This window comes from uncultured Jatrophihabitans sp. (genome assembly GCF_964252635.1).
Taxonomy (GTDB): Bacteria; Actinomycetota; Actinomycetes; order Mycobacteriales; family Jatrophihabitantaceae; genus Jatrophihabitans.
Genome location: NZ_CAXUNP010000023.1, coordinates 32504 through 54351, shown reverse-complemented (window position 1 = coordinate 54351; position 21848 = coordinate 32504). Strand labels below are relative to the sequence as shown.

The following is a 21848-nucleotide window of genomic DNA, read 5'->3' as shown; positions in this document are numbered from 1 at the left end:
GTTCCCGGGCACGACACCGCCGCCCCCGCCGCCGGCCGCCCCGTCGCCGGATGCACCCGTCACGCTCGACAAGGGCCGGGTCAACCTCGTCAAGGGCGCGCGGGTCAGCCTGGTGAAGCAGGGCGCACCGCCGTTGTCGCTCGTGACGATGGGTCTCGGCTGGGACCCGGCGCGCGGTGGCCGCAACATCGACCTGGACGCGTCGGTCATCGCCTTCGACCAGAACGGCCGGGACCGAGAGATCGTCTACTTCGCGCACAAGAAGGGGTTCAAGGGCGCGATCCGCCACCAGGGTGACAACCTCACCGGCAAGGGCGACGGTGACGACGAGAAGATCGACGTCGACCTGACGGCCCTGCCGCCGGACATCACGACGCTGGTCTTCACCATCACGTCCTTCCGCGGACAGCGCTTCACGGAGGTCGCCAACGCGTTCTGCCGCCTCGTCGAGGCCCACAGTGGTGCCGAGCTCGTCCGCTACAACCTCTCGGACTCGCAACCGGCCACGGCGGTGCTCATCGCCGCGCTGCGCCGCACGCCGAACGGCAGCTGGGAGATGCGGGCGCTCGGCGAGTTCCAGGACGCGAAGACCGGCAAGGGCCTGGTCGGTCCGGCGTCCCGGCACGCGGTGGCTCCGTGACCCCACGCGCGCCCGCACCCCCCGTTCAGTCGACGGGGGTGCGGTCGTCGCGCCAGGTGATGCGGTCGTAGCCGTACGCGCGGGCGGCCTCCCGAACGTCACCGGCGATGGACTCCATCTCGGCCCGGACCACCAGCTCGCCGTCGAGGTTGTAGAGCGAGACCAGCACGCCGACCGTGCTCGAGTAGAGCGTCTCGAGCGGCAACTCGATGCGGCCGCCGCCGAACGTCTCGAGCACGAGCGTGCCTCCCCAGGTCAGCGCCTGACGGGACTCCGAGAACGCGTACACCGTGATGCGCTCGACGTCGCCGATCTGCCGGAGATCGATCGAGAGCCGCTCGTAGTCCTCGTGGCCGGCGACGATCACCGGTCGGCGCGACGACGGCGCGAACCGGTTGCCTCCGGTGAGCTGGACCGTCGAGGTACCGCCGGAGCGGAACTGGTACAGCGCCCCGAGGCGTAGGTCTCCGACGTCCCCGGAGCACACCGCCTCGACGGTGAGGTGCCCCACGCCGGACTGCACCCGGGTCAGCGTCACCGTCGGCGTCGCGACCCCGAGCAGGACCTGCTCGCGACCGGACACGTGGCGGTCCTCGTGCCGGCGCAGTGCCGGGCCCTTGGGGCGCGCCGCGACCGCGCCGGTTGGTGCCGGCCCGGGCGTGGCCGACGGGGTGGACAGGTCGAGGGACCCGCCCGCTGACGGCGCTGACGGCGCTGACGGCGCGGGCGCCGACGGACGTGTGTAGTCGACTCCCCCGCTCGACGTCGCCGGGCGACGACCGGGCCGGCTGAAGTCGATCTTGGGGCGGGTGCCCGTCGGCGGCGTCGGTGCCGCCGGGGCATCGCGGTGTGCCCGGTCGGGGCGCGTGTAGTCGATACCGCCGCCGGTGGACGCGACGGTGGGCGGCGCGGCAGGCGGCGGCGCGGCGGCCGGCCGGGGCCGCGACCGGCGACGCAGGAAGGTGAGGTCGGGACGCGGCGCGGCGCCGGTGGGGTCGGTGTCCACGGCGCTCAGAGTGGGATGCCGTAGTCGGTCGCGATCCCGGTGATGCCCTTCGAGTAGCCCTGCCCGAGCACCTTGAACTTCCAGTCCGGCCCGTTGCGGTACACCTCGCCGAGCGCTACAGCAGTCTCGCCCTCGAAGGCCCGCGACAGGTCCTCGGAGCGGACGAGCTCGGCGTTGTCGGCCGCGTTCAGGACGCGCACGATGCACGACCGCAGTTGACCCAGGGTGCGGCGCTGCGCCGGCCCGTCGTTGACGTAGAGCACGACGACGACGCGCGCGATCTCGGCCGGCACGTCGGCCAGGCTGATCTCGAGCTGCTCGTTGTCGCCGCCCAGCGCTCGCTCGAGGTGCTGGGTCGATTGATCGGACGAGGTGATCTGGTTGAAGAACACGAAGTCCTGGTCGCTGCGCGCGCGCCCGTCCGCGCCGCAGAGCACCGCGGCCAGGACCAGGCCATCGTCGAGCACCCGCTCGGCACCCGCGTTCCAGGCCACGCCGACGACCAAGGCCTGCAGGCCCGGGATCTCCCGTGTCAGCGCGACGTTCGCGCCTCGCTTCATCTCGGCCATCTCGATGTCGAGCCTAGTGTCCGTCGCCGGGGATCAGAGGTCGAGGTCCGAGCGGCTGAATTTCGTCTGCAGGAAGTTGCCCTGGGTGAACAGGGCGTTGACGTCGTGCTCGCGGGCGGCCCTCGCCAGATCGCCGGCCGCACCCGCGAGGGAGTCCAGCTGCTCGCGCAGCGCGGCGCGCGGCGTACGCCCGGACGGGCCGACCTGGTCGGTCAGCCGCGGGTCGAGAGCCAGGTACGCGCGCAGGGTGGTCGGCAGGTAGTCCCCCACGATGCCGTTGATCTGGACCACCGCGTACACGTCGAGCTGGTCAGCGGTCGCGGTGTCGATGACCTCGCGGATGCGGTCGGTGATCTCGCGTGAGACGACCACGGCCTCCACCGGCAGCTTGCCCGCGCTGCGGTTGACGAACTGCACGAGCTCCCAGAGCCGGCGCAGCAGGTGTTCGGGTGAGTCGTCGTCCTCGGCCGGGTCGGCGGCCGGGGGCGACTCCTCGTGCCCGCGTCGGAACCACGTCACGCGACGCCTGCCGGGTCAGGAGCCCGGCAGCGCGTTCGGGTTCGCGCCCGGCAGCTCGGCCGACGCGCCCTCCTGGCGCCGGGTGCGCTCCAGGTAGGGCCGCGCGCGCTCGATCTGACCCTCGAGCGCGGTGACGGTCTGCGACATGGAATCGGTGGCCTGGGCCCGGAACGAGTCGATCGCGTCCATCGTCTGGAACACGTTGTCGAACGCCGCCTGCAGCTTCTGGATGTCGATCGTCGAGCTGGCCGCCTGCTGGTTGATCTCGGCACCCTGGATGCGCAGCTGGTTCGAGGTCGACTCGATGAGGTTCGACGTCGTGGTGTTCAACGCGCTGATCTGGTCCAGGACGAGCTTCTGCCGCGCCAGCGCCTGCGACACGATGACCGCCGTGCGCAGCGCCGAGATGGTGGTGGTCTGCGCGCGGTCGACGCCCTTGATGAGCTCCAGGTTGTTCTTGCGCACGAGGTCGAGGGCCATGTAACCCTGCACCGACACCGCCATCTGCGTCATGATGTCCTGCCGGCGCTGGCGGATCGCGAACAACGCGTCGGACTTCAGCGTGTTGGCGGCCTCGGTGTTCCCGGCGGCCTCGATCTCGGCGATCTTCTGCGTGACGGCCTCGTCCAGGGCGGTGGCGAGCGCGTTGTACTCGCTCAACTTGCCCATGGTCGTCCACATGTTGACCTTCTCGGTCTCGATCGCCGCGTTGTCCTTACGCAGATCGTCCTGGCCGGACTCGAGGGACTTGATGATCGCGTTCAGCTGGGTCTGGGCGGACTCGTACTTCTGGAAGTACCGCGCGATCTTGTCGCCGCCCGGAATCCACTTGAGCACCTTCTTGACGCCGGTGAGGTCGGCCCGGCTGGGGTCGAGCTCGGTGACGGTGTTGCGCAGCTCGTTGAGCGTGCCGGCGACCCGCGTCTGCGCGTCGCCGCCGCTGCCGCCCTTGCCGGCCTTCATCGCGGCGGCGGGCCGGTCGAGCATGCGGTTGGACACCTGGGCGGACGCGCGCAGTTCCTTGTCGCCCATCGAGGTGATGGCGTCGACCTTCTTGGTGAACTCGGGCGCGTGGATGTCCATCGTCGCCAGCTCGTTGGCGAACGCGGAGGCCCGGGTCGCGAGCTCGGTCTTCTTGGTGTCGTCGACGGGCACGGCTCCCGCGGCCTGCTCGTCCTTGACGACCGACACCGGCGCGGGCGGGGTCAGCACGAGACCTCCGGCGGCGGGGGCGGCGGCCGGCGTGGCGGCGGTGGGTGCCGCCGCGGTCGCGTTGAGGTCCAGTTCGGACATTCCTCGACTCCTTCGTGCGCGGGTTCGCCTACAGCGCCTGTCAGCGTAGGCGGTGATCGTCGGTGGGGCGGGCTACTTGCGCCCCGCCGTCCAGTTCATGCCCCACCCGTACGCCTCGTCGAGCTTGCGCTGGGCGCCGTTGAGGTAGTTGACCTCGCGGTGCACGGTCAGGGCGCCGTTCTCGTTGGTCAGCATGGCGATGGCGCAGATGCGCGCGCCGTCCTGCGGGTCGTCGAGGCGGATCTCGATCGGCGCGGCGCCGCGCGGCGTGATCGTGGTGACGCCCTGCGCCTCGGCCCAGTTGGCGGCGCCCTCGTAGATCAGCGCGAACACCAGGATGCGACGGATGTCGGGCAGGCCCTCGAGGTTGACGAACAGGTTCTCCCCGGTGCTGACCGACCCCGAACGGTCGTCGCCGTCGAGCCAGATGAGGTCCTGGCTGCCGGTGCGTGGACGCGCGCGGAAGGCGTTGCCGAGGGCCTGCACGACACCCTTGGTGCCGTCGGTGAACTCGTACAGGCAGCCGAGGTCGAGGTCCAGCTGGGTGTTCTTCCGGAAGAACCCCTTGGCCGGCGGGCGGGCGTTCCAGTTCAGGTTCACGGCCAGCAGCCCGGTGTTGCCGCCGTGCTTGGTGAGTGACACCGACGGTGCGGACTTGGTGAGGGTGACCTTGGACAGCGAGACACCCCCGGACGGTGCCCCTCCGGCCGGCTGCCCGGGCACGTCCGGCTGTCCGGGCGGGTTGGGCTGCTTGGTGTAGTCGATGCCCATGTCGGGATCCTCTCTTCGGCCCTGAACGACAGGGTCAGACGGTGGCCGGTTCGGCGGTCTTGGTGTCGGGTTGGTCGTCGCCCTCGCGCTTGTTGCGGACGATGGAGGACAGCAGGGCCAGGCCGATGAAGGCCACGCCGATCAGGCCGGTGACGACCTCGGGGACCTCGTACTCGATGGTGATGAGCAGGATGACGGCCAGCGCCCCGATCGCCCACAACGCCCCGTGTTCGAGGTAGACGTACTCGTTCAGGGTGCCCTTCTTGACCAGGAACACGGTGAGCGAGCGGATGAACATGGCCCCGATGCCCAGGCCGATGGCGATGATGATCGGGTCCGGGGTGATCGCGAACGCACCGATGACCCCGTCGAAGCTGAACGAGGCGTCCAGGACCTCGAGGTAGAGGAACAGGAAGAACGCGGCCTTGCCCACCACGTGGGCGGCCTTGGGCTTCTTGACCTGGAACTCGATCTCGCCGCCCTCGGTGGACTCCTGCTCGTCCTCGTCGTCGACGTCGAAGAACTCCCCCAACCCGTTGACCAGCAGATAGGTCGCCAACCCCAGCACCCCGGACACCAGGATCGTCGAGATCCGGTCCGGCTGCGCGGTGTCCGCGCTCTTGCCCAGCGTGTAGGCCGAGATCGACAGCACCCCGAGCGCGATGACCACCGACAGCTGATCCAGCTTGCCGATCTTGGCCAGCGGCTTCTCGATCCAGGACAGCCAGGTGATCTCCCGTTCCTCAAACATGAAGTCCAGGAACAGCATCAGCAGGAACATCCCGCCGAATGCTGCGATCGCCGGGTGGGCCTGGTGCAGCAGGTAGCCGTAGGTGCCCTTGGTGTCCGGGTCGCCCTTCTCCAGCGCCAGCCGCACCGCCTCGACGGGGCTCAGCTTGGCGGTGATGCCCACGATCAGCAGCGGGAAGATCAACCGCATCCCGAACACCGCGATCGCCACACCCACGGTCAGGAAGATCTTCTGCCAGAACGGCGACATCCGCACCAGCACCGTGGCGTTGACCACGGCGTTGTCGAAGGACAGCGACACCTCCAGCACCGCCAGGATCGCGACCAGCGCGAGCCCGGTACCGCTGTCGTACAAGAAACCCAGCACGAGGCCGATCACTGCAATCAGCAGCGACCATCCGAAGGTTCGGAAGAACACCCGGTCCGCCCGTCAGCCCACGTTGACGCCGAAGTCCAGGGCGATGCCCCGGAGCCCGGTGCTGTAACCCTGGCCGACCGCGCGGAACTTCCAGTCCGCTCCGTTGCGGTACAGCTCGCCGAAGATCATCGCGGTCTCGGTGGACGCGTCCTCGGACAGGTCGTAGCGGGTGATCTCGGCGCTGTCGGCCTGGTTGACCACGCGGATGTAGGCGTTGCGCACCTGACCGAAGGACTGCTGGCGGGACTCCGCCTCGTAGATCGACACCGTGATGACGACCCGGTCGACCTCCTGCGGGACGTTGACGAGATTGACCTTGATCTCCTCGTCGTCGCCCTCGCCCTCGCCGGTGAGGTTGTCCCCGAGGTGCTCGACGGAGCCGTCCGGGGAGGTCAGGTTGTTGAAGAACACGAAGTGCGAGTCCGAAAGGATCTTGCCGGACGTCCCCACCATGAGGGCCGACGCATCGAGGTCGAAGTCGGCGCCGCTCGTCGTGCGCGCGTCCCACCCCAACCCCACCAGCACCGCGGTCAGGCCGGGCGCCTCCTTGGTCAGGGAGACGTTGCCGCCCTTGTTCAAACTCACGCTCATTGTCAAAACCTCCTGGTCTGCTTGCACAACGTCTTACCCCTGGTCCGCGGTTCCGCGGCCACGGTCAGACGTTGACGCCGAAGTCCCTCGCGATGCCCGACAGGCCGGCACTGTATCCCTGGCCGATCGCGCGGAACTTCCATTCCTCACCGTTGCGGTACAGCTCGCCGAACACCATGGCCGTCTCGGTGGACGCGTCCTCGGACAGGTCGTAGCGGGCGAGTTCGCTGCTGTCGGCGGAGTTGACGACCCGGATGAAGGCGTTGCGCACCTGGCCGAAGGTCTGCCCGTTGCTGTCGGCACTGTCAGCACCGTAGATCGAGACGGGGAAGACGACCTTGCCCGCCTGGGCCGGGAGCGAGGCGAGATTGACCGTGATCTGCTCGTCGTCGCCCCCGCCCTCACCGGTGAGGTTGTCGCCGGAGTGCGTGACCGCGCCCTCGGGCGAGGTCTTGTTGTTGAAGAAGATGAAGTGCTGGTCCGATACAGCCCGGCCGTCCGCGTCGGTCACGATGGCACTGGCGTCGAGGTCGAAGGCCCGACCGTCGGTCGTGCGCGCGTCCCATCCCAGGCCGACCACGACCGAGGTGAGGCCGGGCGCTTGCTTGGTGAGCGACACGTTGCCGCCCTTGGTCAGATTGACACCCACGACGAACTCCAGACAGGTGGTGACGGATCAGGACCAGGCCGACCCTAGTCGTCCGACCACTGCGCGCGCGGTGACTAATCGTTACGAATCACGGCACACGACAGGCTCTTGCTGCCGGGGTCGTAGGCCCACCCGACCTCGAAGGAGGTCGTGGAGTTCGTCAGCAGGTCGTCGTTGGAGTTGAAACCGTTGACCCCCTTGACGACCCCTGATCCGCTGAGGTCCGTCACCCGCACCCACACGAAGCTGTCGGGACAGTCGTTGCCGCTGCTCAGCGCACACTTCGCGGCTTTCGGGCTCGCGGTGGTCGGCACCGCCTTCTTCCCGTGCTGGGTCCGGTAGGCGTTGATCGCGCTCATGGCACCGGTGACGTCGCCCGTGACGCTGCACTTCGAGTCTCCGGGGCAGGTCGGCTTCGGCACGGTACCGCTCGTCGAACTGCTCGCCGACCCGTTCCCGGACGGTGCGGTCGAGGTGCGCGTCGTCGAGGGCGCCCGCGACGATTGCGGAGCCGAGCCGGACGCCGGCGTCGAGATGTCGGTGGGCGGGTCGGCGATCTGGCCCTGGTTGCTGTCGCCCCCGCCGCCGCCGGAGCCGTTGAACAGGGTCAGGCTGAGCACCACGAACAGGCCGGCGACGACCGCGAGCATGGCCAGCAGCCAGGCGGCCCGCTTGCGCAGGTCCGACTCGGGCAGGTCGTCGCGGTCCACGGTCACGTCCTCGATTATCGCCGGGGCCGGTTGCGCCGTCGGGGGCGCCTGGTCCGACCTCTCAGAGTGCGGAGTTCTCCCGGTGGTACGGAGACGCAGAACCCCGCCGAAATACCCGAATCGGGCATGTGGTCCGCGCAACGCCTGCTGGTGAGGCATGCCTCACTAAGGCTAGGCTCACCAACATGTTCGTGTGCATCTGTCACGCCGTCACCGACGAGCAGGTCCATGACGCCCTCGACGCGGGCGCGATGTCCGTGGCCGAGATCGGGCGGGCCACCGGCGCGGGGTCCAGCTGCGGCAGCTGCCACGACCACGTCGAGGACCTGGTCGAGGCGCGCTGCGGCGCGTGCCCGCTCGCCGGGCTCGTAGCCTAGACCCCGTCGACGACCCCTAGGATCTCGACCATGCGTGGCGACGAGCGGGTCCTGGAGTTCCTCAACGAGCAGCTCAGTGCAGAGCTCACGGCGATCAACCAGTACTTCCTGCACGCCAAGATGCAGGAGAACTTCGGCTGGGTGAAGCTCGCGGCCTACACCCGCTCCGAGTCCATGGACGAGATGCGGCACGCCGAGGTGCTCACCGACCGCATCCTGCTGCTCGACGGCCTGCCGAACTACCAGCGCCTGTTCCCGCTGCGGATCGGACAAAGCGTCCGCGAGATGTTCGAGGCCGACATGGCCGTCGAGGCCGAGGCGATCGAGCGGCTGCGGCGTGGTGCCGAGTACATGCGCTCGGTGCAGGACATCACCAGCTGCAAGCTCTTCGAGGACATCCTGGCCGACGAGGAGCACCACATCGACTACCTCGAGACCCAGCTCGCGTTGCTCGAGCAGCTGGGCGAGCCGCTGTACCTGGCCCAGCAGATCCAGCAGCCGAGCAGCTGACCCGGCCGGACTACCACCGGCCCCGGGGTCAGGTCACGCTCAGCTGGCACCACACCGCCTTGCCGCTGGGGGTCGGCCGGGTGCCCCATCGTTCGCTGAGCAACGACACGATCATGAGACCGCGCCCGTGGTTGTCACCGGGCGCGGCACGCCGCAGCTGCGGCGCGCTGACGGCGCTGTCGTAGACCTCGATGAGCAGCCGCTGCCCGCCCTTGCGTACCCGCAACTGCACCGGCGGCTCGCCGTGCAGGATCGCGTTGGTGACCAGCTCGCTGACGATCAGGCGGACGTCCTCGACCTGGCCGTCCGCGCCGCCCCACTCGGCCACCCGGTCCGCGGCACGGTCCCGGGCCGGGCCCACCTCGGCGAGGTCGTTCGGCACCGCGACCACGTCGACGCGGTCGGTGCTCGCGCGGTCGGACACCCGGGCCACGAGCAGGGCGACGTCGTCGTCGAGATCCTCGGGCAGGAGGGCGTCGGTGAGGTGGGCCGGGATGGCGCCGACGTCCGAGGGGGCGCTCGCGAGCAGCGCCGCGAGGGTGTCGATGCCGTCGTCGACGTTGGCGCCGCGCCGCTCGACCAGGCCGTCGGTGTAGAGCGCGAGCAGCGCGCCGGCCTCGAGGGTGATCGTCTCGGGTTCGACCCACCCACGGCCGACGCCGAGCGGCGGCCCACCCCGGGTGAGGCGCTGCGCGGACTCGCCCGGGCAGAGCAGCAGCGGAGGCAGGTGGCCGGCGTTGGCGTAGGTCAGCGACTGGTCGGTGGGGTCGTAGACGGCATAGATGCAGGTGACGATCATGTCGCGCCGGATCTCGCGCACCGCGTCGTCGAGCAGTTGCATGAGGACGTCGGGCGCGATCTCGATGCGGGCGTAGGCCCGCACGGTCGCGCGCAGTTGCCCCATGACCGCGGCGGCCTGGATGCCTCGGCCCATGACGTCGCCGAGCACGAAGGCCGTGCGCCCGGCATCGAGGTCGATGACGTCGTACCAGTCGCCGCCCACCTGGGTGCCCTCGACGCCGGCGCGGTAGAACGCCGCCAGATCGAGGTGGTCGGCGTCGAACATCCGCTGCGGCAGCAGGCTGGCCTGCAGCTCGTGGGCGATCTGGTGCTCCCGGGCCGCGGCCTCGCGCGCCGCCTCCTCGCGCGCCGCTTCGGCCTGGGCGGCCGCGCGCGTGGTGATGTCCTGCGCCGACCCGCGCAGCCGCACGGGACGGCCGTCGCTGCCGCGTTCTGCAACGGCGCGCAACCACACCAGACGCTCGCCGCGCCCGTCGTCGACCGCGAACTCCAGGTCGATGTCCCGGCCGTCGGCAACACCGGCACGCACGGCGGCGAGGACCCGCCTGCGGTCGTCGGCGCGCACCGACCCCAGGTCCAGGGGGTCACCGGGTCGCCGCGCCGCGTGGGCGTCGAACCCGGACAGGGCGAAGAACTGCGGCGTGCCGTGCAGCGTGTCGTCCGCGATCTCGTAGGTGAAGCTGCCGACCTGCGCGAGCTCCTCGGCGAAGGCCAGCATCTCGCGGCTGCGGCCGAGTTCGGCCGCCACCCGCCGCACCCGGTCGAGCTCCAGGTTGGCCCGGACCCGCGCGAGCAGCTCGCGCTGGGAGAAGGGCTTGACGAGGTAGTCGTCCGCGCCCGCCTCGAGCCCCTCGACGGCCGCTTCCTCACCGGAGCGGGCGGACAGCATGACCACCGGGATGTGCGCGGTGGTCGGGTCGTCGCGCAGGGCACGGAGCAGGCCGAAGCCGTCGAGCACCGGCATCATGACGTCGGTGAGGACGAGATCGGGCGCGTCGGCGCGGGCGCGCTCGAGGCCCTCGGCGCCGTTCGCGGCGGTCAGGACCGCGAACTCCTCACCGAGCACGTCGGCGACGTAGCCGCGCATGTCCGCGTTGTCGTCCACGACCAGCACCCGCCGGCCCTCGTCGACGCTCCGGCCCTCGTCGACGCTCCCGTCCCCGTCGACGACCGGGCCGTGCGCGGTGCGGTCGGCGTCGCCCTGCCACCGGGCCGCCTCGGCCAGGTACCCGGCCGCGACGTCGGCACCGGCGCGCTGGGCTGCCGCCGGCCGGGGTGCCGCCACCCGGTCGGCCGGCAGGTGCGCGACGCCGCGCGGGACGGTGACCGTGAAGGTGCTGCCGCGACCCGGTGTGCTGTCGACGGACACCGCGCCCCCGTGCAGCGTGGCGAGCTCGGAGACGAGAGCCAGGCCGATCCCCGACCCCTCGTGGCTGCGCAGCTGCGCGCCGGCCACGCGGTGGAAGCGCTCGAACAGCCGCGCCTGCTCCTCGGCGGGGATGCCGACCCCGGTGTCGGTCACCCTGAGCTCGGCGCCGGACCCGGTGCTCGCGAGCCGCACCGTGACGCCACCCTCGAAGGTGGCCTTGAGCGCATTGGACACCAGGTTCAGCACGATCTTCGACCACATCTCCCGGTCGACGTGGATCGGCTCCGGCAGCGGCGGGCAGTCGAGCGTGAGGGTCAGACCGGCCCGGGCGAACGCCGACTCGAACATGCTCGCGATCTCGACGGTCAACCGGTCGAGGACGACGGGTTCGTAGCTGGCCTGGGCCCGTCCGGACTCGAGTCGAGAGAAGTCGAGCAGGGTGTTGACGAGCTTGAGCAGCCGTTCGGCGTTGCGCTGCACGACCTCGACGCGCCGGCGCTGGTCGGGCCCGAGGGGCGCGTCGGGGTCGGCGAGCGCGTCCTCGGTCGGCCCCAGCAGCAGGGTCAGCGGTGTGCGGAGTTCGTGGCTGACGTTGGTGAAGAAGGTCGTCTTGGCGCGGTCGAGAGCGGCCATCTCCTCGGCTCGTTCGCGCTCGGCGTCGAAAGCCTGACCGCGGGTGATCGAGGCCGCGATCTGGTCGGCCACGAGCGAGACGAAGTCGATCAGGCCGTCGTTCAGCGCGCGGTGCGGGTTCATGCCGACCACGACGGCGCCGATGACGCGTTCACCGGCCAGCATGGGCGCGACCACCGCCTGGGCGGGCTCCGCGGTCCATCCGCCGGTCGGCAGGTCGTCGAACACCGGCGCCAGCTCGACCACCGTGGCCGACCCCTCGGACGGCCAGTGCGTGGCCCAGGGCATCGTGGGGTCGTCGAGTGTGAAGGCCTCCGGTGCCGCGGGGTGTCCGGCGTCGACCCCGCTGGTGAAGGCAAGTCTGGCCGCCCCGGCTTGGTCGAGCAGGTAGCCGACGACGAACGGCAGGTCGTAGGGATCGTTCGGCAGCCGGGCCTCGATAGCCGCGATCACCTGCGCCGCCGAACTGGCGTCGGACACGCCGGCCGCGAGGTCGCTGAGGGCCGCGATGCGCCGCTGGCTCAGCACGCGCATGGTGTCCTCGCTGACCACGCAGAACATTCCGGAGATCCGGCCGTCGTCGTCGTGCAGCGGGCTGTAGGAGAACGTGTGGTAGGTCTCCTCGACGAACCCGCTGCGCTCGAGGAACAGCTGCAAGCCCTCGTCGTAGGTGGCCCCGCGGCCCTCCAGCACCGTGGCGACGAGGCTCTGGACGTCGGGCCAGATCTCCGCCCAGACCTCGGCCGCGGGACGGCCGAGCGCCCACGGGTACTTGCGTCCGAGCGTGTCGCGCCGGTAGGCGTCGTTGCAGAAGAAGGTCAGGTCCGGGCCCCAGGCCATCCACATGGCGAAGCGGGAGGACACCATGAGCGAGAACGTCGAGCGCAGGCTCTGCGGCCACTGCCGCGGCGGCCCGATCGCCGTGGCGGCCCAATCGACGTCGGCGTAGGCGCGACCGATGTCCGTGCCGAGGTCGAAGAACTCGGCGAGAGGCTCGTCGGCCATGGTGTGGCGGGCCCTTCGACGCAGTGGAGTTGGTCGGACCTTACCGAGCGATTTCCGACGTGACCAATGACCCGGCATGATCAACCGGGCCCGGGTTACCGTCGTGACCACAGTGACGGAAGGATCGCCGCATGGCATTCCGTTTGGAGACGACTCGCCGACCCGGCGCCGTGGTGGTGTCGCCCTTCGGCGACCTCGACGTGCGCTCCGCCGGGATGCTCCGGGACGCTCTGACGGAGCTCGCCGGGGAGGACACCCGCGACGCCGTGGTGCTCGACCTGGCGGGAAGCGACTTCATCGACTCCTCGGCACTCGGTGTGCTCGTCGGGTCGCTCAAGCAGTTGGAGGCGGTCGACCGGCGGCTCGGTGTGGTGTCGACCAAACCGCACCTCGTGAAGGTCCTGCAGATCACGCGGCTGAGCGACGTCATCCCGGTGGGCGACACCGTCGAGGACGTCCTGCGCTGATCACCCGGGATCGGCCGATCCATCCACGCCCTGACACCGTGACCGTCAGCGGATGCCTTCGGCCAGGTCGCGCTGGCGCCGGTACAGCACCCCCAGCGTGAACCCGTTCCCGCCCGGTTGGCGGCCGAGCCGCAGCAGGAACTGCGCGGCGACGACGTCGTCCTGGCGATGACCCAGACGTCGCTGTCGCTTCGTGGCCCGCGTGACCAGCGTGCGTGCCGGTTTGCCCAGCACCGGGGTGACGAGTTCGGCCGCGTAGCGGGCCCGCTTGGCCGCCTTCCGGGCGCGGTGGTGCGCGACGTCCGACGCCGCGGCACCCGCGGGGTCCTGCGCGGTCGCGGCCCGCGCCGCGGTCACCCGCCGGTCCATGGCGCGTGCGGCCCTGCGCGCCAGGGGAACCAGCGCGGTCGCCGGCGCGTCCGGGTCGGACACGGGCAGGTCGGTGCTCCACCCGCGCAGCTCGGCGAGCAGCGCCGAGTACCGCCGCGAGTTCATCACCGTCGCGAGATCGGCTCGCGCCGCCGTCTCCTCGACGTCCAGGGCGCTGTCGACGTGTCGCCGCACCGGGCCGATCACGAGCTCGGGGTCGAGGTCGTCCAGGGCCCGGGTGAGGGTCGTGCGCAGCACGTGCCGGTCGCGCACCTCGCCCAGCGCCGCCGCGTACCAGGCGAGTTCGCCGTCGAGCGCGGCCGCGCGACCACGGTCCAGCAGCGGCCCGAACACTCGCAGCGTGCTGCGGTAGCGGCGCGTCGCCACCCGGGTCGCGTGCACCACCCGTTCTAGCTCCGCGGGGTCCGCCGGCGCCGCGGCGTCACGGCGCAAGGTGATGTCCCCGGTGACCATGGTCGTGAAGCTGTCGTCGAGGTAGGTACCGAGGACGTCGCCCGCAGTGGACGTCGAGCGCGCGCGAGATACCGACGTGTCCAGGGCCCGCCCGAGCTTGGAGGAGCTGGCCGACGGCCGGGCGCCGTGCTTGCGCAGCCACTTCGCGATGCGCTCCAGCAGCCTCTCGGTGCCGCCCTCGAGCAGTTCGACCTCGGCCTCCTGCCAGCTGCGGATCACCGAGAACTGGTGCTTGACCGTGGCGGTGACGGTGTCGTGGACGATCTCGGCCAGCCCGACGCCGTTCGCGTCCACCAGGCGGCGGACCGCACGCTCGGTGCGCAGCGTGGCCGTGATGCGTAGCGTCGCCGGGCCGCGCAGCCCCGCCGTGAGCGCACGCAGCTCCGCCGGCACGCCGCGCTGCGGGGCGAGCGGCACCCGGATCTCCTGCCGGGCGCCGTCGGCGGGGATCTTGAGCTGCCACCCGGTGTCGGCATCCCCGGTGCGGCGTCGCAGCGTCACGCGGGAACCGAGCAGGTCGTGGCCCGCCGTGTCGTAGTAGGTGCTCTCGAGGCGCTGGGTCTCGACCTCGACCGTCCCGCCGTCCGGCACGAGGCGTCGGGTGTCGGGCAGCTCCCACACCTCCGGCAGATCGAACTTCAACTCGCGTTCGCGCTGCGTCTCGCTCATCCCGGCACCGTACCCAGCCCAGGGGCCGACGGGCCCGCGTCGCACCCGGCGGCCCTGGCTACCCTCGACCCGGTGACCACGACGAAGTTCCGGGTGCGCCGCTCCCCCGTTCACGGCCGCGGCCTGTACGCGACGGCCGACCTCGACGCCGACGAGTTCCTGCTCGACTACGGCGGTGAGGTCGTCGACTGGGAGCTCGCCCAGCAGCGGTGGGAGGCCGCCGACGGCGACCCCGACCACACCTTCTTCTTCGACCTCGGCGACGGCCGCGTGATCGACGGGGGCAGCGGCGGCAACGAGGCGCGGTTCATCAACCACGGCTGCGACCCGAACTGCGAGACCGTCGACGAGGACGGCACCATTCACATCGTCACCGTCCGCGCGATCCCCGCGGGCGCGGAGCTGTTCATCGACTACCGGCTCAGCCTCGACGACGACGCCTCGGACGAGGCCGCTGCCGCCTACGCCTGCCGGTGCGGCGCCGACTCGTGCCGCGGGACGATGCTCGCGCGTTGACCCGCGCAGCGGCGTTGTCTTACCCGTCGGGTAGATAATCGGTTCATGCGTGGACGAGGCCACGAGAACGTGGCGACGGTGCTGGTCGACCCCGGCGTGCTCGACGACTTCGAGCTGGACCTGATGTCGCAGGACTTCCGGGTGTGGGAAGTCAGCACCGTCCACACCTTCCCCGACGCCGCGCGCCTGGCCTTCCAGATCCGCCGCTCGCTCATCGAGTGGAGTCAGGGCAAGTGGCGCGACGCCGCGGACTGGACCGTCGTGTGGATTACCTTCGGCGAGAGCTGGCTCGACGGCGACGAACCGGTCCCGTGGCCGGCGCACGCCGCCCTGTGGGACAAGCTGGCCGAGTACGCCGCGCACACCCGCTACAACCTCGGGTTGGGCGGCGTTCCGCGGCTCACCGTGCCGCACGAGCACTAAGCGGGCCGGGCACCGCGGTCACGTCGGCGTCAGCGGTGGAGGGTCACTCAGAGCTGCAGGGTCACGAAGCAGCGGCCGCCGACCCGGCACACCGACTCGACGGCGAAGGCAGTCGTCGGCAGCAACCGCGTGCGCAGGCCGTGCACGCCCACGCGCGACCACAGGAACGGCACGCCGATGGGCACGTCGTTGCGCGCGAACCGGACCCATCCGTGGGTGTCGATGTCGTCGTCCGGGTCGGTCTCGATGACCACGCGACCGCCGGGCGCCAGCAGGTCCTGCACCCGCCGCAGCAACCGCCCGGGGTCACCGCCGATACCGATGTTGCCGTCGAGCAGCAGGACGGTCGCCCACGACCCCTCGCGCGGCAGGGGCCCGAACACGTCACGGTGCTCGGCCTGCGCACCGGTGCCCCGGGCCAGCGACACGGCAACCTCGGCGATGTCGATGCCCAGGACCTCGACGCCGTGGGCGTGCAACAGGTGCACGAGCCGTCCCGGGCCGCAGCCGACGTCCAGCACCGGGCCGGTACTGCCCAGCACGGCGTGGCGGTCGACGTCGTCGGCCGGGGCCAGCCACCGCTCGACGTCGAGCACCATCGCGCGGCGTCCCGGGGCGTGCAGCTGCAGCAGGCCGCCGCCGCCCTGCAGGGCGTCCTCGTAGGGACGCAACGCGCCGGGACGCATTAGCTCACCCGCCCGACGAGCCGCGGGGCGATCTCGGCCAGCACGACCCGCAGCCGCCCCAGCGGGGCATCGGCGGCCACGGCGAACAGGTCGTCCACGGTGTCGATGTCGGCCAGCGTGTCGAGCAGTGTCGGGCGCAGTCCCTCGACCTGCAGCTGCGCGTACTGCGCCGCACCGGTGCTCGACCGCGACATCGGAACGCCCAGCACGGCAGCACGACCACGGCGGGCGTCGCGCAGCCCCAGTGCCCAGAAGCCGCCGTCCGGTGCCAGGCCGAGCGCGGCCTCGTGCCGCGCCGGGTCGAAGGCCAGCAGCTGACGCGGCTGCAGCTGGGGAGTGTCCATGCCGACGAGCAGGGCCGATCCGGCGCCGGCCGCGTCGAACGCGGCCGCGATGCGTTCGTCGAGACCGCCATCGGGTTGCTCGACGAGTTCCCAGCCGTGCGGCAACCAGCCGGCGGCATCGCCGTCGAAGGCGAGCAGGCGCCGACGAGCCGGAGTCCGCGACACGGCGTCCAGCGTGTCCTGCAGGCACGCAGCCGCCACGAGTGAGGCGTCGAGCGCGGACAGCGGTGGTGTCAGCCGCGTCTTGGCGAAACCGGGGCGCGGCTCCTTCGCCAGCACGACAAGGGTGTCGATCACGCGGTGATCGCCGCGCTCATGTCGCGCACCGCTTGCACGGTGCCGCGCAGCGTGCCGGTGACCTTCGAACGGCCGATGCGCGGGCCGTACGCGACGTCGACCTGCTCGATGCGCCAACCGGCGTCGGCGGCGCGCACGACCGTCTCGGCGGGATAACCCGATCGACGGTCGGTGAGCCCGAGCGACAGCAGCGCCTCACGGCGAGCGACTCGGAGGGGACCCACATCGTCTATTCGCAGTCCGGTACGGCGCCGGATTCGCCGCGCGAGCTCCCGGTTGGCGACGCGCGACGACCACGACCACGCCTCGCGACCGGTGGGTCGCCGTCGTCCGATGACCAGGTCGGCACCGCGATCGAGCACTGCGAGGAGGGCCAGCACGTCACGGGGGTCCAGTGAACCGTCGCAATCGCACACCGCGACGACGTCGGCGGTTGCCGCCTCGAGCCCGGCGTGGCAGGCCGCACCGTACCCCTGCACGGCGCACGGGACGACCGTCGCGCCCAACTCGGCCGCCAGGGCGGGCGACCCGTCGGCGGACCCGTTGTCGACGACCAGGGCCCGCGCACCGTCGGGCAGCCGCTCGAGGACCCACGGCAGGGCGGCGGCCTCGTCGAGGCACGGCAGCACGACGTCGACCCGACAGCGGTTGTCGGCCGGGGAACGGGCGTCGCTCACCCCACGACGCTACCCACCCCACCGTTCGGCGAACTTTTCCGCGTCGAAGGGAACCGACCTGCCGGGGGGCGACGAAGTCACATGCAGCACCGAGTCATGGCCTCCACCGGAGGCTGCCGACACCGACGTCCAGGAGGACACACCGTGCGCACCTTCACCAAGACCCTGGTGGCCGTTACGGCGAGCGCCGCGCTCGTCGCCACCGGCACCGCCTGCAGCAGCAGCGGTGGCGGCGACAAGAAGCCGATCGCCGACATCAAGAAGCTCACCGGGCAGAGCACCTCGGTGAAGCTCGACCCGACCTTCGTGGCCGCCCTGGGCACGCTCAAGCTCACCCCGGCGCCCACCGGCAACGCCAAGTTCGACGCGAACTCCGGCACCGTCACCTTCCCGATCACCGGCGGCAACGCCAAGGTGTACAAGAAGGGCAAGGTCACCCCCTACGTCCAGGGCTCGATTCAGCACAACGGCTCCGGCCTGTCGCTGACCGGCGGCGCCACCAAGGTGACGCTGCAGAACTTCGTCATCGACCCGGGCAACAACTCCAAGCTCACCGGCGAGGTCCTCGCCAACGGCAAGGTCGCCGTCAAGAGCGCGAAGCTGTTCGACCTCGACGGCAGCACCCTGAAGCCGATCACGGTCAACTCGAGCACTGGCGTCGCGACCCTCACCGGCACCACGGTGAAGATCTCGTCCGACGCCGCCGCGCTGCTGAACAAGACGTTCAAGACCACCGCGGTCAAGGCCGGCACGACGGTCGGCATCGCTACCCTGCTGGTGAACACCAAGTAGTCGTCACGCCGGGACGTGTCCCGGTGGCGTGAATCGGGTGGCGGCCTTCGGGTCGCCACCCGATTCGCATTTCTGCGCGACTGGATGCGGAAGGACACACGTGCGCGTACTCGTCACGGGTGGTGCGGGCTTCATCGGCGCCCACGTACGGGCGGCGCTGGCCGAGGACGGGCACGAGCTGCGGGTGCTCGACTCGCTGCGGTCCGACGTGCACCGCGAACCGCCACCACCGATCGACGACCTGCAGATCGGCGACGTGCGCGATCCGGCCACCGTCGACCGCGCGCTGGCCGGTGTCGACGCTGTCGTGCACCTCGCGGCCAAGGTCGGGCTCGGTGTCGACGTGCATGACCTGCCCGACTATGCCGACTCGAACGTGCACGGCACCGCCGCGCTGCTGGCGGGCATGGCCCGCGCAGACGTCGTGACGCTGGTGCAGGCCAGCTCCATGGTCGTCTACGGCGACGGGCTCGGCCGCTGCCCGGAGCACGGACCGGTGACGCCCGGCGCCCGCGCCGAGGCCGATCTGCGTGCGGGCCGGTTCGAGGCGCCGTGCCCACGGTGCGGCCGCTCGCTCGAGCCGCTGCTGGTCGGCGAGGACACGCCCACCGACCCGCGCAACGCGTACGCGGTCACCAAGCTGGCCCAGGAACAACTCGCCACGGCGTGGTCGCGCTCGACGGGCGGCGCGGTGACCTCGCTGCGCCTGCACAACGTCTACGGCCCCGGCCTGCCCCGTGACACGCCCTACGCGGGGGTGGCGGCCCTGTTCCTGTCCGCGCTGCGCCGTGGCGAGGCACCGCAGGTGTACGAGGACGGCGGCCAACGGCGTGACTTCGTGCACGTCCGCGACGTCGCGGCCGCGTTCGCCGCGGCGGTGGCGCAGCCGGCCGACGGCGCGCGGGCCCTCAACGTCGGTTCCGGGACACCGCGCACGATCGGTGACCTCGCAGCCGCGCTCGCCGACGCCCTGGGCGGCCCCGACCCCGTCGTCACCGGCCGGTACCGGCTCGGCGACGTCCGGCACATCACCGCCGACAGCGCGCGGGCCCGCGAGTCCCTGGGCTGGGCGCCGGCCGTCCGGTTCGCCGACGGCACCGCGGACCTCGCCCGTGCGTGACCCGCGCCGCCTGCTGGTCCCGCTGTTCGCGGGGTACGTCGCGCTGTTCGCGGTGCTGCTGCACACGTCCGGCCGGCACGTCCCGCTGTGGCTGCTCGGCTGCTCGACCGTGGTCTTCGTGGCGCTCGTCGCCCTGCTGTCCCGGTGCCGGTGGACCGCGTCGCACACCGCGCTGGTCATCCTCGTCGGTGCGACGGTCCTCCAGATCGTCGCGCTGACCCGGGGGCCCACAACGTCCGACGACGTGTACCGCTACCTGTGGGACGGGCGGGTGCAGTTCAGCGGCACCGACCCCTACGCCTACCCCCCGGTCTCGGCGCACCTGGCGCACCTGCGCGACACGGCGCTGTTCCCCACCGGACGCGCACACTGCCCGTGGCCGATCCCGGACGGCTGCTCGCTGATCAACCGGCCGCGGGTGCGCACGGTGTACCCGCCGGTGGCCCAGCTGGTCTTCGACGCCGGCCGGGTCGTGTCGTTCGGTGGGCACGGTGGCGTGCACACCTTCCAGGTGCTCGCCGCGCTCGGCGTCCTGGGCATCACCGCGCTGCTGCTGCGGGTGAGCGTCCGCGCCGACCAGCCCCTGTGGCCGGTGGCGATCTGGGCGTGGTCGCCGCTGGTCGTCATCGAGTTCGGCAACAACGCGCACGTCGACTGGGCCGCGATCGCCCTGTCCCTGGGGTGTCTCGAACTCGCCCGGCGTCACCGCAGCGGTTGGGCGGGGGCGCTGCTCGCGGCCGCCACCCTGACCAAGATCTACCCGGCGCTGATCGGGCCGGCGGTGCTCCGGCGGCGGCCTTGGCTCGTGCTCGGCGTCGCGGCCGGGGTGGTTGTCCTCGCCTACCTGCCGCACGTCGCTGCCGCCGGAACGGACGTGATCGGGTACCTGCCCGGCTACCTGCACGAGGAGGGCTACAACTCCGGGACGCGCCTGTTGCTGCTGGGGGTGGTGCTGCCGCACCCGGTCGACACCGTGGTCGGGGTAGCCCTGCTCGCCGCCGCGGCCGTGTGGACCTGGCGACGGTCGGACCCGGACGCTCCGGAACGCAGCGCGGTGACCCTCGTGGGCCTGGCCTTCCTCGTCACCACCCCGGCCTACGGCTGGTACGCCGGGCTGCTGCTCGCCCTGGCGGTGCGGGCGCGCCGCCTCGAGTGGGTGCCGGTCGCGCTGGCCCCGGCGTTCGTGTACCTCGTCCGCGCCGAGGTCTCGAAGGCGTCGTGGTACGGGAGCACCATCTACGCCGTGGCCGCCGGGCTCACGCTGCTCGCGTTCGTCGTCCGGCGGCGCGCGGATTCACGCGCGGGCTCACTCGTGCAGGTCGGCGTCGGGTAGCGCCCCGAGCGTCGCGAACGCCTTCAGGTACGGGCCGATGTCGCCGGCCGTGGTCCAGGACCGCAGCTGGTCAGCCGACCGCCGGGCCATCAGGGCGCGCGCCAGGTCGAAGTCGCTCGCCGTCACGACGGTGGGCGCCCCGTCGGCGTCCGAACGCCACGACCACCGCTCCCCCTGCAGGGTCAGCGCACCGGCCACCCCGTCCGCGAACCGCCCGACCATCCGGTCGCGAATGGCCTGCAGGCCTGCCGTGTCCTGCGCTCCGGGCACGCCGAGCGCCCCGCGCAGGTCCTGCTCGTGAATGATCGCGTCGCCGAGCGGTCGGGGGTTGTTGTCGCGCATCCACTGCTCGAGCCGGGGCGCCAGCTCGGTCCACTCCGCCACCAGCTCGGCGACACTGCGGTCGCGCCGCTCGTCGACCTGCCGTTGCGTCCACCCGGCGTTGTGGTCGTCGGGCTCATCACCGGCGAGCACGTCGGCGTCCAGCCCGATCATGTGCGCGAGGAGGTCGTGCACGCTCCAGTCCGGCGTCGCCGGAACCCGGGCGGCGGCTGACGCGTCGTCGATGTTGGCGACCAACGCGCACACCCGCTGCCGGGCCGCGCTCCATTCCTCGACAGGGTCCATGACCGCAGCCAAGCACAGTCGACCCGCCAGAGGCTCAGCGGGTTGTCGAGGAACGGCCCGCCCGAGTGGAGCCGCCGGGAGCGCTGCCCCATACTTGTGCCACACGTGGCTGAACCCGGCGCCGGACGTGGCAAGCCAAGGAGACTTCGATGGGTCAGTCGGTCGAGATCAGCTGGACCGGGGACGTCGACCTCGTCAACATCAACGACATCCGCGGCGAGATCGATCACGCGCTGAACACACCGGATGTCGAGCAGTTGGTGATCGACCTCAGCGGCGTGGGCTTCGTCGACTCGCTCGGTCTCGGCATGCTGGTCTACGCCGTCGACTCCGGTGGGACCCGGGGTGTCGCCGTGTCGATCCGGCACGTCCCCGACCGCACCATGAACCTGATCCGCGTCGCCGGCCTCGACGACATCCTGCCGATCGACGCCGGCTGAGCG

At 71.2% G+C, this 21848-nt stretch carries 25 protein-coding genes; 10 read left to right on the top strand and 15 right to left on the bottom strand.

What is annotated here, in order from left to right; all coding sequences use genetic code 11:
* Positions 1-640: TerD family protein (locus ACFFCA_RS12080; RefSeq protein ID WP_375485094.1), on the top strand; the 640-nt coding region annotated here is incomplete at its 5' end.
* Positions 641-665: 25 nt separating this feature from the next.
* Here ACFFCA_RS12080 and ACFFCA_RS12075 read toward each other — a convergent pair.
* The 9 genes from ACFFCA_RS12075 to ACFFCA_RS12035 all read right to left on the bottom strand — a co-directional run bounded on the left by ACFFCA_RS12075 (position 666) and on the right by ACFFCA_RS12035 (position 7922).
* Positions 666-1646, bottom strand: a complete 981-nt coding sequence (locus ACFFCA_RS12075; RefSeq protein ID WP_375485092.1) for a hypothetical protein — start codon at positions 1644-1646, stop codon at positions 666-668.
* A 5-nt stretch (positions 1647-1651) separates the two neighbouring features.
* Positions 1652-2215 carry a TerD family protein gene (locus ACFFCA_RS12070; protein ID WP_375485090.1) on the bottom strand — a complete coding sequence of 188 codons (564 nt, stop codon included), beginning with the start codon at positions 2213-2215 and terminating at the stop codon, positions 1652-1654.
* Positions 2216-2248: 33 nt separating this feature from the next.
* Positions 2249-2734, bottom strand: coding sequence for a hypothetical protein (locus ACFFCA_RS12065; protein ID WP_375485088.1), 486 nt, complete (start codon positions 2732-2734; stop codon positions 2249-2251).
* Positions 2735-2749: 15 nt separating this feature from the next.
* On the bottom strand, positions 2750-4027 hold the full coding sequence (locus tag ACFFCA_RS12060; protein WP_375485086.1) for a toxic anion resistance protein: 1278 nt from the start codon (positions 4025-4027) through the stop codon (positions 2750-2752).
* A 72-nt stretch (positions 4028-4099) separates the two neighbouring features.
* A complete protein-coding gene (locus tag ACFFCA_RS12055; RefSeq protein ID WP_375485084.1) occupies positions 4100-4798 on the bottom strand; it encodes a tellurium resistance protein in 699 nt (232 codons plus the stop codon).
* Positions 4799-4832: 34 nt separating this feature from the next.
* The gene (locus ACFFCA_RS12050; protein WP_375485082.1) at positions 4833-5966 is read right to left on the bottom strand and encodes a DUF475 domain-containing protein; all 1134 of its coding nucleotides are present in this window, start codon (positions 5964-5966) and stop codon (positions 4833-4835) included.
* Positions 5967-5978: 12 nt separating this feature from the next.
* A complete protein-coding gene (locus ACFFCA_RS12045) occupies positions 5979-6557 on the bottom strand; it encodes a TerD family protein (RefSeq protein WP_375485081.1) in 579 nt (192 codons plus the stop codon).
* A gap of 64 nt (positions 6558-6621) precedes the next feature.
* Positions 6622-7206, bottom strand: a complete 585-nt coding sequence (locus ACFFCA_RS12040) for a TerD family protein (RefSeq protein ID WP_375485079.1) — start codon at positions 7204-7206, stop codon at positions 6622-6624.
* Positions 7207-7280: 74 nt separating this feature from the next.
* A complete protein-coding gene (locus tag ACFFCA_RS12035) occupies positions 7281-7922 on the bottom strand; it encodes a hypothetical protein (protein WP_375485077.1) in 642 nt (213 codons plus the stop codon).
* 179 nt (positions 7923-8101) lie between these two features.
* Here ACFFCA_RS12035 and ACFFCA_RS12030 point away from each other — a divergent pair, with 179 nt between their 5' ends.
* Together ACFFCA_RS12030 and bfr are read left to right on the top strand one after the other, a co-directional pair.
* Entirely contained in the window at positions 8102-8293 is a 192-nt protein-coding gene (locus ACFFCA_RS12030) for a bacterioferritin-associated ferredoxin (RefSeq protein ID WP_375485075.1), read from the top strand.
* Positions 8294-8323: 30 nt separating this feature from the next.
* The gene (gene bfr, locus ACFFCA_RS12025; protein WP_375485073.1) at positions 8324-8803 is read left to right on the top strand and encodes a bacterioferritin; all 480 of its coding nucleotides are present in this window, start codon (positions 8324-8326) and stop codon (positions 8801-8803) included.
* A gap of 28 nt (positions 8804-8831) precedes the next feature.
* Here bfr and ACFFCA_RS12020 read toward each other — a convergent pair whose 3' ends face one another.
* On the bottom strand, positions 8832-12611 hold the full coding sequence (locus ACFFCA_RS12020) for a SpoIIE family protein phosphatase (RefSeq protein ID WP_375485071.1): 3780 nt from the start codon (positions 12609-12611) through the stop codon (positions 8832-8834).
* A 131-nt stretch (positions 12612-12742) separates the two neighbouring features.
* Here ACFFCA_RS12020 and ACFFCA_RS12015 point away from each other — a divergent pair, with 131 nt between their 5' ends.
* Positions 12743-13078, top strand: coding sequence for an anti-sigma factor antagonist (locus tag ACFFCA_RS12015; protein WP_375485069.1), 336 nt, complete (start codon positions 12743-12745; stop codon positions 13076-13078).
* Between the two features lie 45 nt (positions 13079-13123).
* On the opposite strand, the gene ACFFCA_RS12010 is transcribed toward ACFFCA_RS12015, so the two are convergent.
* The gene (locus ACFFCA_RS12010) at positions 13124-14590 is read right to left on the bottom strand and encodes a CHAD domain-containing protein (protein WP_375485067.1); all 1467 of its coding nucleotides are present in this window, start codon (positions 14588-14590) and stop codon (positions 13124-13126) included.
* Between the two features lie 72 nt (positions 14591-14662).
* Between ACFFCA_RS12010 and ACFFCA_RS12005 the strand changes: the two genes are divergently transcribed.
* Both ACFFCA_RS12005 and ACFFCA_RS12000 read left to right on the top strand, forming a co-directional pair.
* The gene (locus ACFFCA_RS12005) at positions 14663-15106 is read left to right on the top strand and encodes an SET domain-containing protein (protein ID WP_375485065.1); all 444 of its coding nucleotides are present in this window, start codon (positions 14663-14665) and stop codon (positions 15104-15106) included.
* Positions 15107-15151: 45 nt separating this feature from the next.
* Positions 15152-15529 (top strand): hypothetical protein, encoded by a 378-nt coding sequence (locus ACFFCA_RS12000; RefSeq protein ID WP_375485063.1) that lies wholly within the window; start codon positions 15152-15154, stop codon positions 15527-15529.
* Positions 15530-15576: 47 nt separating this feature from the next.
* On the opposite strand, the gene ACFFCA_RS11995 is transcribed toward ACFFCA_RS12000, so the two are convergent.
* Genes ACFFCA_RS11995 through ACFFCA_RS11985 form a run of 3 tightly spaced genes read right to left on the bottom strand, consistent with a single transcriptional unit; the run spans position 15577 to position 17533 of the window.
* Positions 15577-16215: a methyltransferase domain-containing protein gene (locus ACFFCA_RS11995; RefSeq protein WP_375485061.1), complete on the bottom strand. Its 639-nt coding sequence runs from the start codon at positions 16213-16215 to the stop codon at positions 15577-15579.
* Positions 16215-16856 carry a DUF2064 domain-containing protein gene (locus ACFFCA_RS11990; protein ID WP_375485059.1) on the bottom strand — a complete coding sequence of 214 codons (642 nt, stop codon included), beginning with the start codon at positions 16854-16856 and terminating at the stop codon, positions 16215-16217. Before ACFFCA_RS11990 ends, ACFFCA_RS11995 begins: the two co-directional genes overlap by 1 nt.
* Positions 16853-17533 carry a glycosyltransferase family 2 protein gene (locus ACFFCA_RS11985; RefSeq protein ID WP_375485057.1) on the bottom strand — a complete coding sequence of 227 codons (681 nt, stop codon included), beginning with the start codon at positions 17531-17533 and terminating at the stop codon, positions 16853-16855. The genes ACFFCA_RS11990 and ACFFCA_RS11985 overlap by 4 nt, the downstream gene beginning before the upstream one ends.
* Positions 17534-17677: 144 nt before the next feature.
* Here ACFFCA_RS11985 and ACFFCA_RS11980 point away from each other — a divergent pair, with 144 nt between their 5' ends.
* The 3 genes from ACFFCA_RS11980 (at position 17678) to ACFFCA_RS11970 (ending at position 20778) form a co-directional block, all read left to right on the top strand.
* Complete coding sequence (locus ACFFCA_RS11980; RefSeq protein ID WP_375485055.1) at positions 17678-18325, top strand: hypothetical protein; 648 nt, start codon at positions 17678-17680, stop codon at positions 18323-18325.
* 100 nt (positions 18326-18425) lie between these two features.
* Complete coding sequence (locus ACFFCA_RS11975; RefSeq protein WP_375485053.1) at positions 18426-19445, top strand: NAD-dependent epimerase/dehydratase family protein; 1020 nt, start codon at positions 18426-18428, stop codon at positions 19443-19445.
* Positions 19438-20778: a glycosyltransferase 87 family protein gene (locus tag ACFFCA_RS11970; RefSeq protein WP_375485051.1), complete on the top strand. Its 1341-nt coding sequence runs from the start codon at positions 19438-19440 to the stop codon at positions 20776-20778. Before ACFFCA_RS11975 ends, ACFFCA_RS11970 begins: the two co-directional genes overlap by 8 nt.
* On the opposite strand, the gene ACFFCA_RS11965 is transcribed toward ACFFCA_RS11970, so the two are convergent.
* Complete coding sequence (locus tag ACFFCA_RS11965; protein ID WP_375485049.1) at positions 20752-21405, bottom strand: maleylpyruvate isomerase family mycothiol-dependent enzyme; 654 nt, start codon at positions 21403-21405, stop codon at positions 20752-20754. The two genes, ACFFCA_RS11970 and ACFFCA_RS11965, sit on opposite strands and share 27 nt — an antisense overlap.
* A 149-nt stretch (positions 21406-21554) precedes the next feature.
* On the opposite strand from ACFFCA_RS11965, the gene ACFFCA_RS11960 reads away from it, so the two are divergent.
* Positions 21555-21845: an STAS domain-containing protein gene (locus tag ACFFCA_RS11960; RefSeq protein ID WP_375485047.1), complete on the top strand. Its 291-nt coding sequence runs from the start codon at positions 21555-21557 to the stop codon at positions 21843-21845.
* The last annotated feature ends 3 nt before the right edge of the window (positions 21846-21848 follow it).

Bases quoted from the DNA above. Each gene is read 5' to 3' on its own strand.
- ACFFCA_RS11965 (WP_375485049.1), bottom strand. From the start codon at position 21,405: ATGGACCCTGTCGAGGAATGGAGCGCGGCCCGGCAGCGGGTGTGCGCG.
- ACFFCA_RS12045 (WP_375485081.1), bottom strand. From the start codon at position 6,557: ATGAGCGTGAGTTTGAACAAGGGCGGCAACGTCTCCCTGACCAAGGAG.
- bfr (WP_375485073.1), top strand. From the start codon at position 8,324: ATGCGTGGCGACGAGCGGGTCCTGGAGTTCCTCAACGAGCAGCTCAGT.
- ACFFCA_RS12070 (WP_375485090.1), bottom strand. From the start codon at position 2,215: ATGGCCGAGATGAAGCGAGGCGCGAACGTCGCGCTGACACGGGAGATC.
- ACFFCA_RS12020 (WP_375485071.1), bottom strand. From the start codon at position 12,611: ATGGCCGACGAGCCTCTCGCCGAGTTCTTCGACCTCGGCACGGACATC.
- ACFFCA_RS12000 (WP_375485063.1), top strand. From the start codon at position 15,152: ATGCGTGGACGAGGCCACGAGAACGTGGCGACGGTGCTGGTCGACCCC.
- ACFFCA_RS12010 (WP_375485067.1), bottom strand. From the start codon at position 14,590: ATGAGCGAGACGCAGCGCGAACGCGAGTTGAAGTTCGATCTGCCGGAG.
- ACFFCA_RS12060 (WP_375485086.1), bottom strand. From the start codon at position 4,027: ATGTCCGAACTGGACCTCAACGCGACCGCGGCGGCACCCACCGCCGCC.
- ACFFCA_RS11960 (WP_375485047.1), top strand. From the start codon at position 21,555: ATGGGTCAGTCGGTCGAGATCAGCTGGACCGGGGACGTCGACCTCGTC.
- ACFFCA_RS11995 (WP_375485061.1), bottom strand. From the start codon at position 16,215: ATGCGTCCCGGCGCGTTGCGTCCCTACGAGGACGCCCTGCAGGGCGGC.
- ACFFCA_RS12015 (WP_375485069.1), top strand. From the start codon at position 12,743: ATGGCATTCCGTTTGGAGACGACTCGCCGACCCGGCGCCGTGGTGGTG.
- ACFFCA_RS12030 (WP_375485075.1), top strand. From the start codon at position 8,102: ATGTTCGTGTGCATCTGTCACGCCGTCACCGACGAGCAGGTCCATGAC.
- ACFFCA_RS12055 (WP_375485084.1), bottom strand. From the start codon at position 4,798: ATGGGCATCGACTACACCAAGCAGCCCAACCCGCCCGGACAGCCGGAC.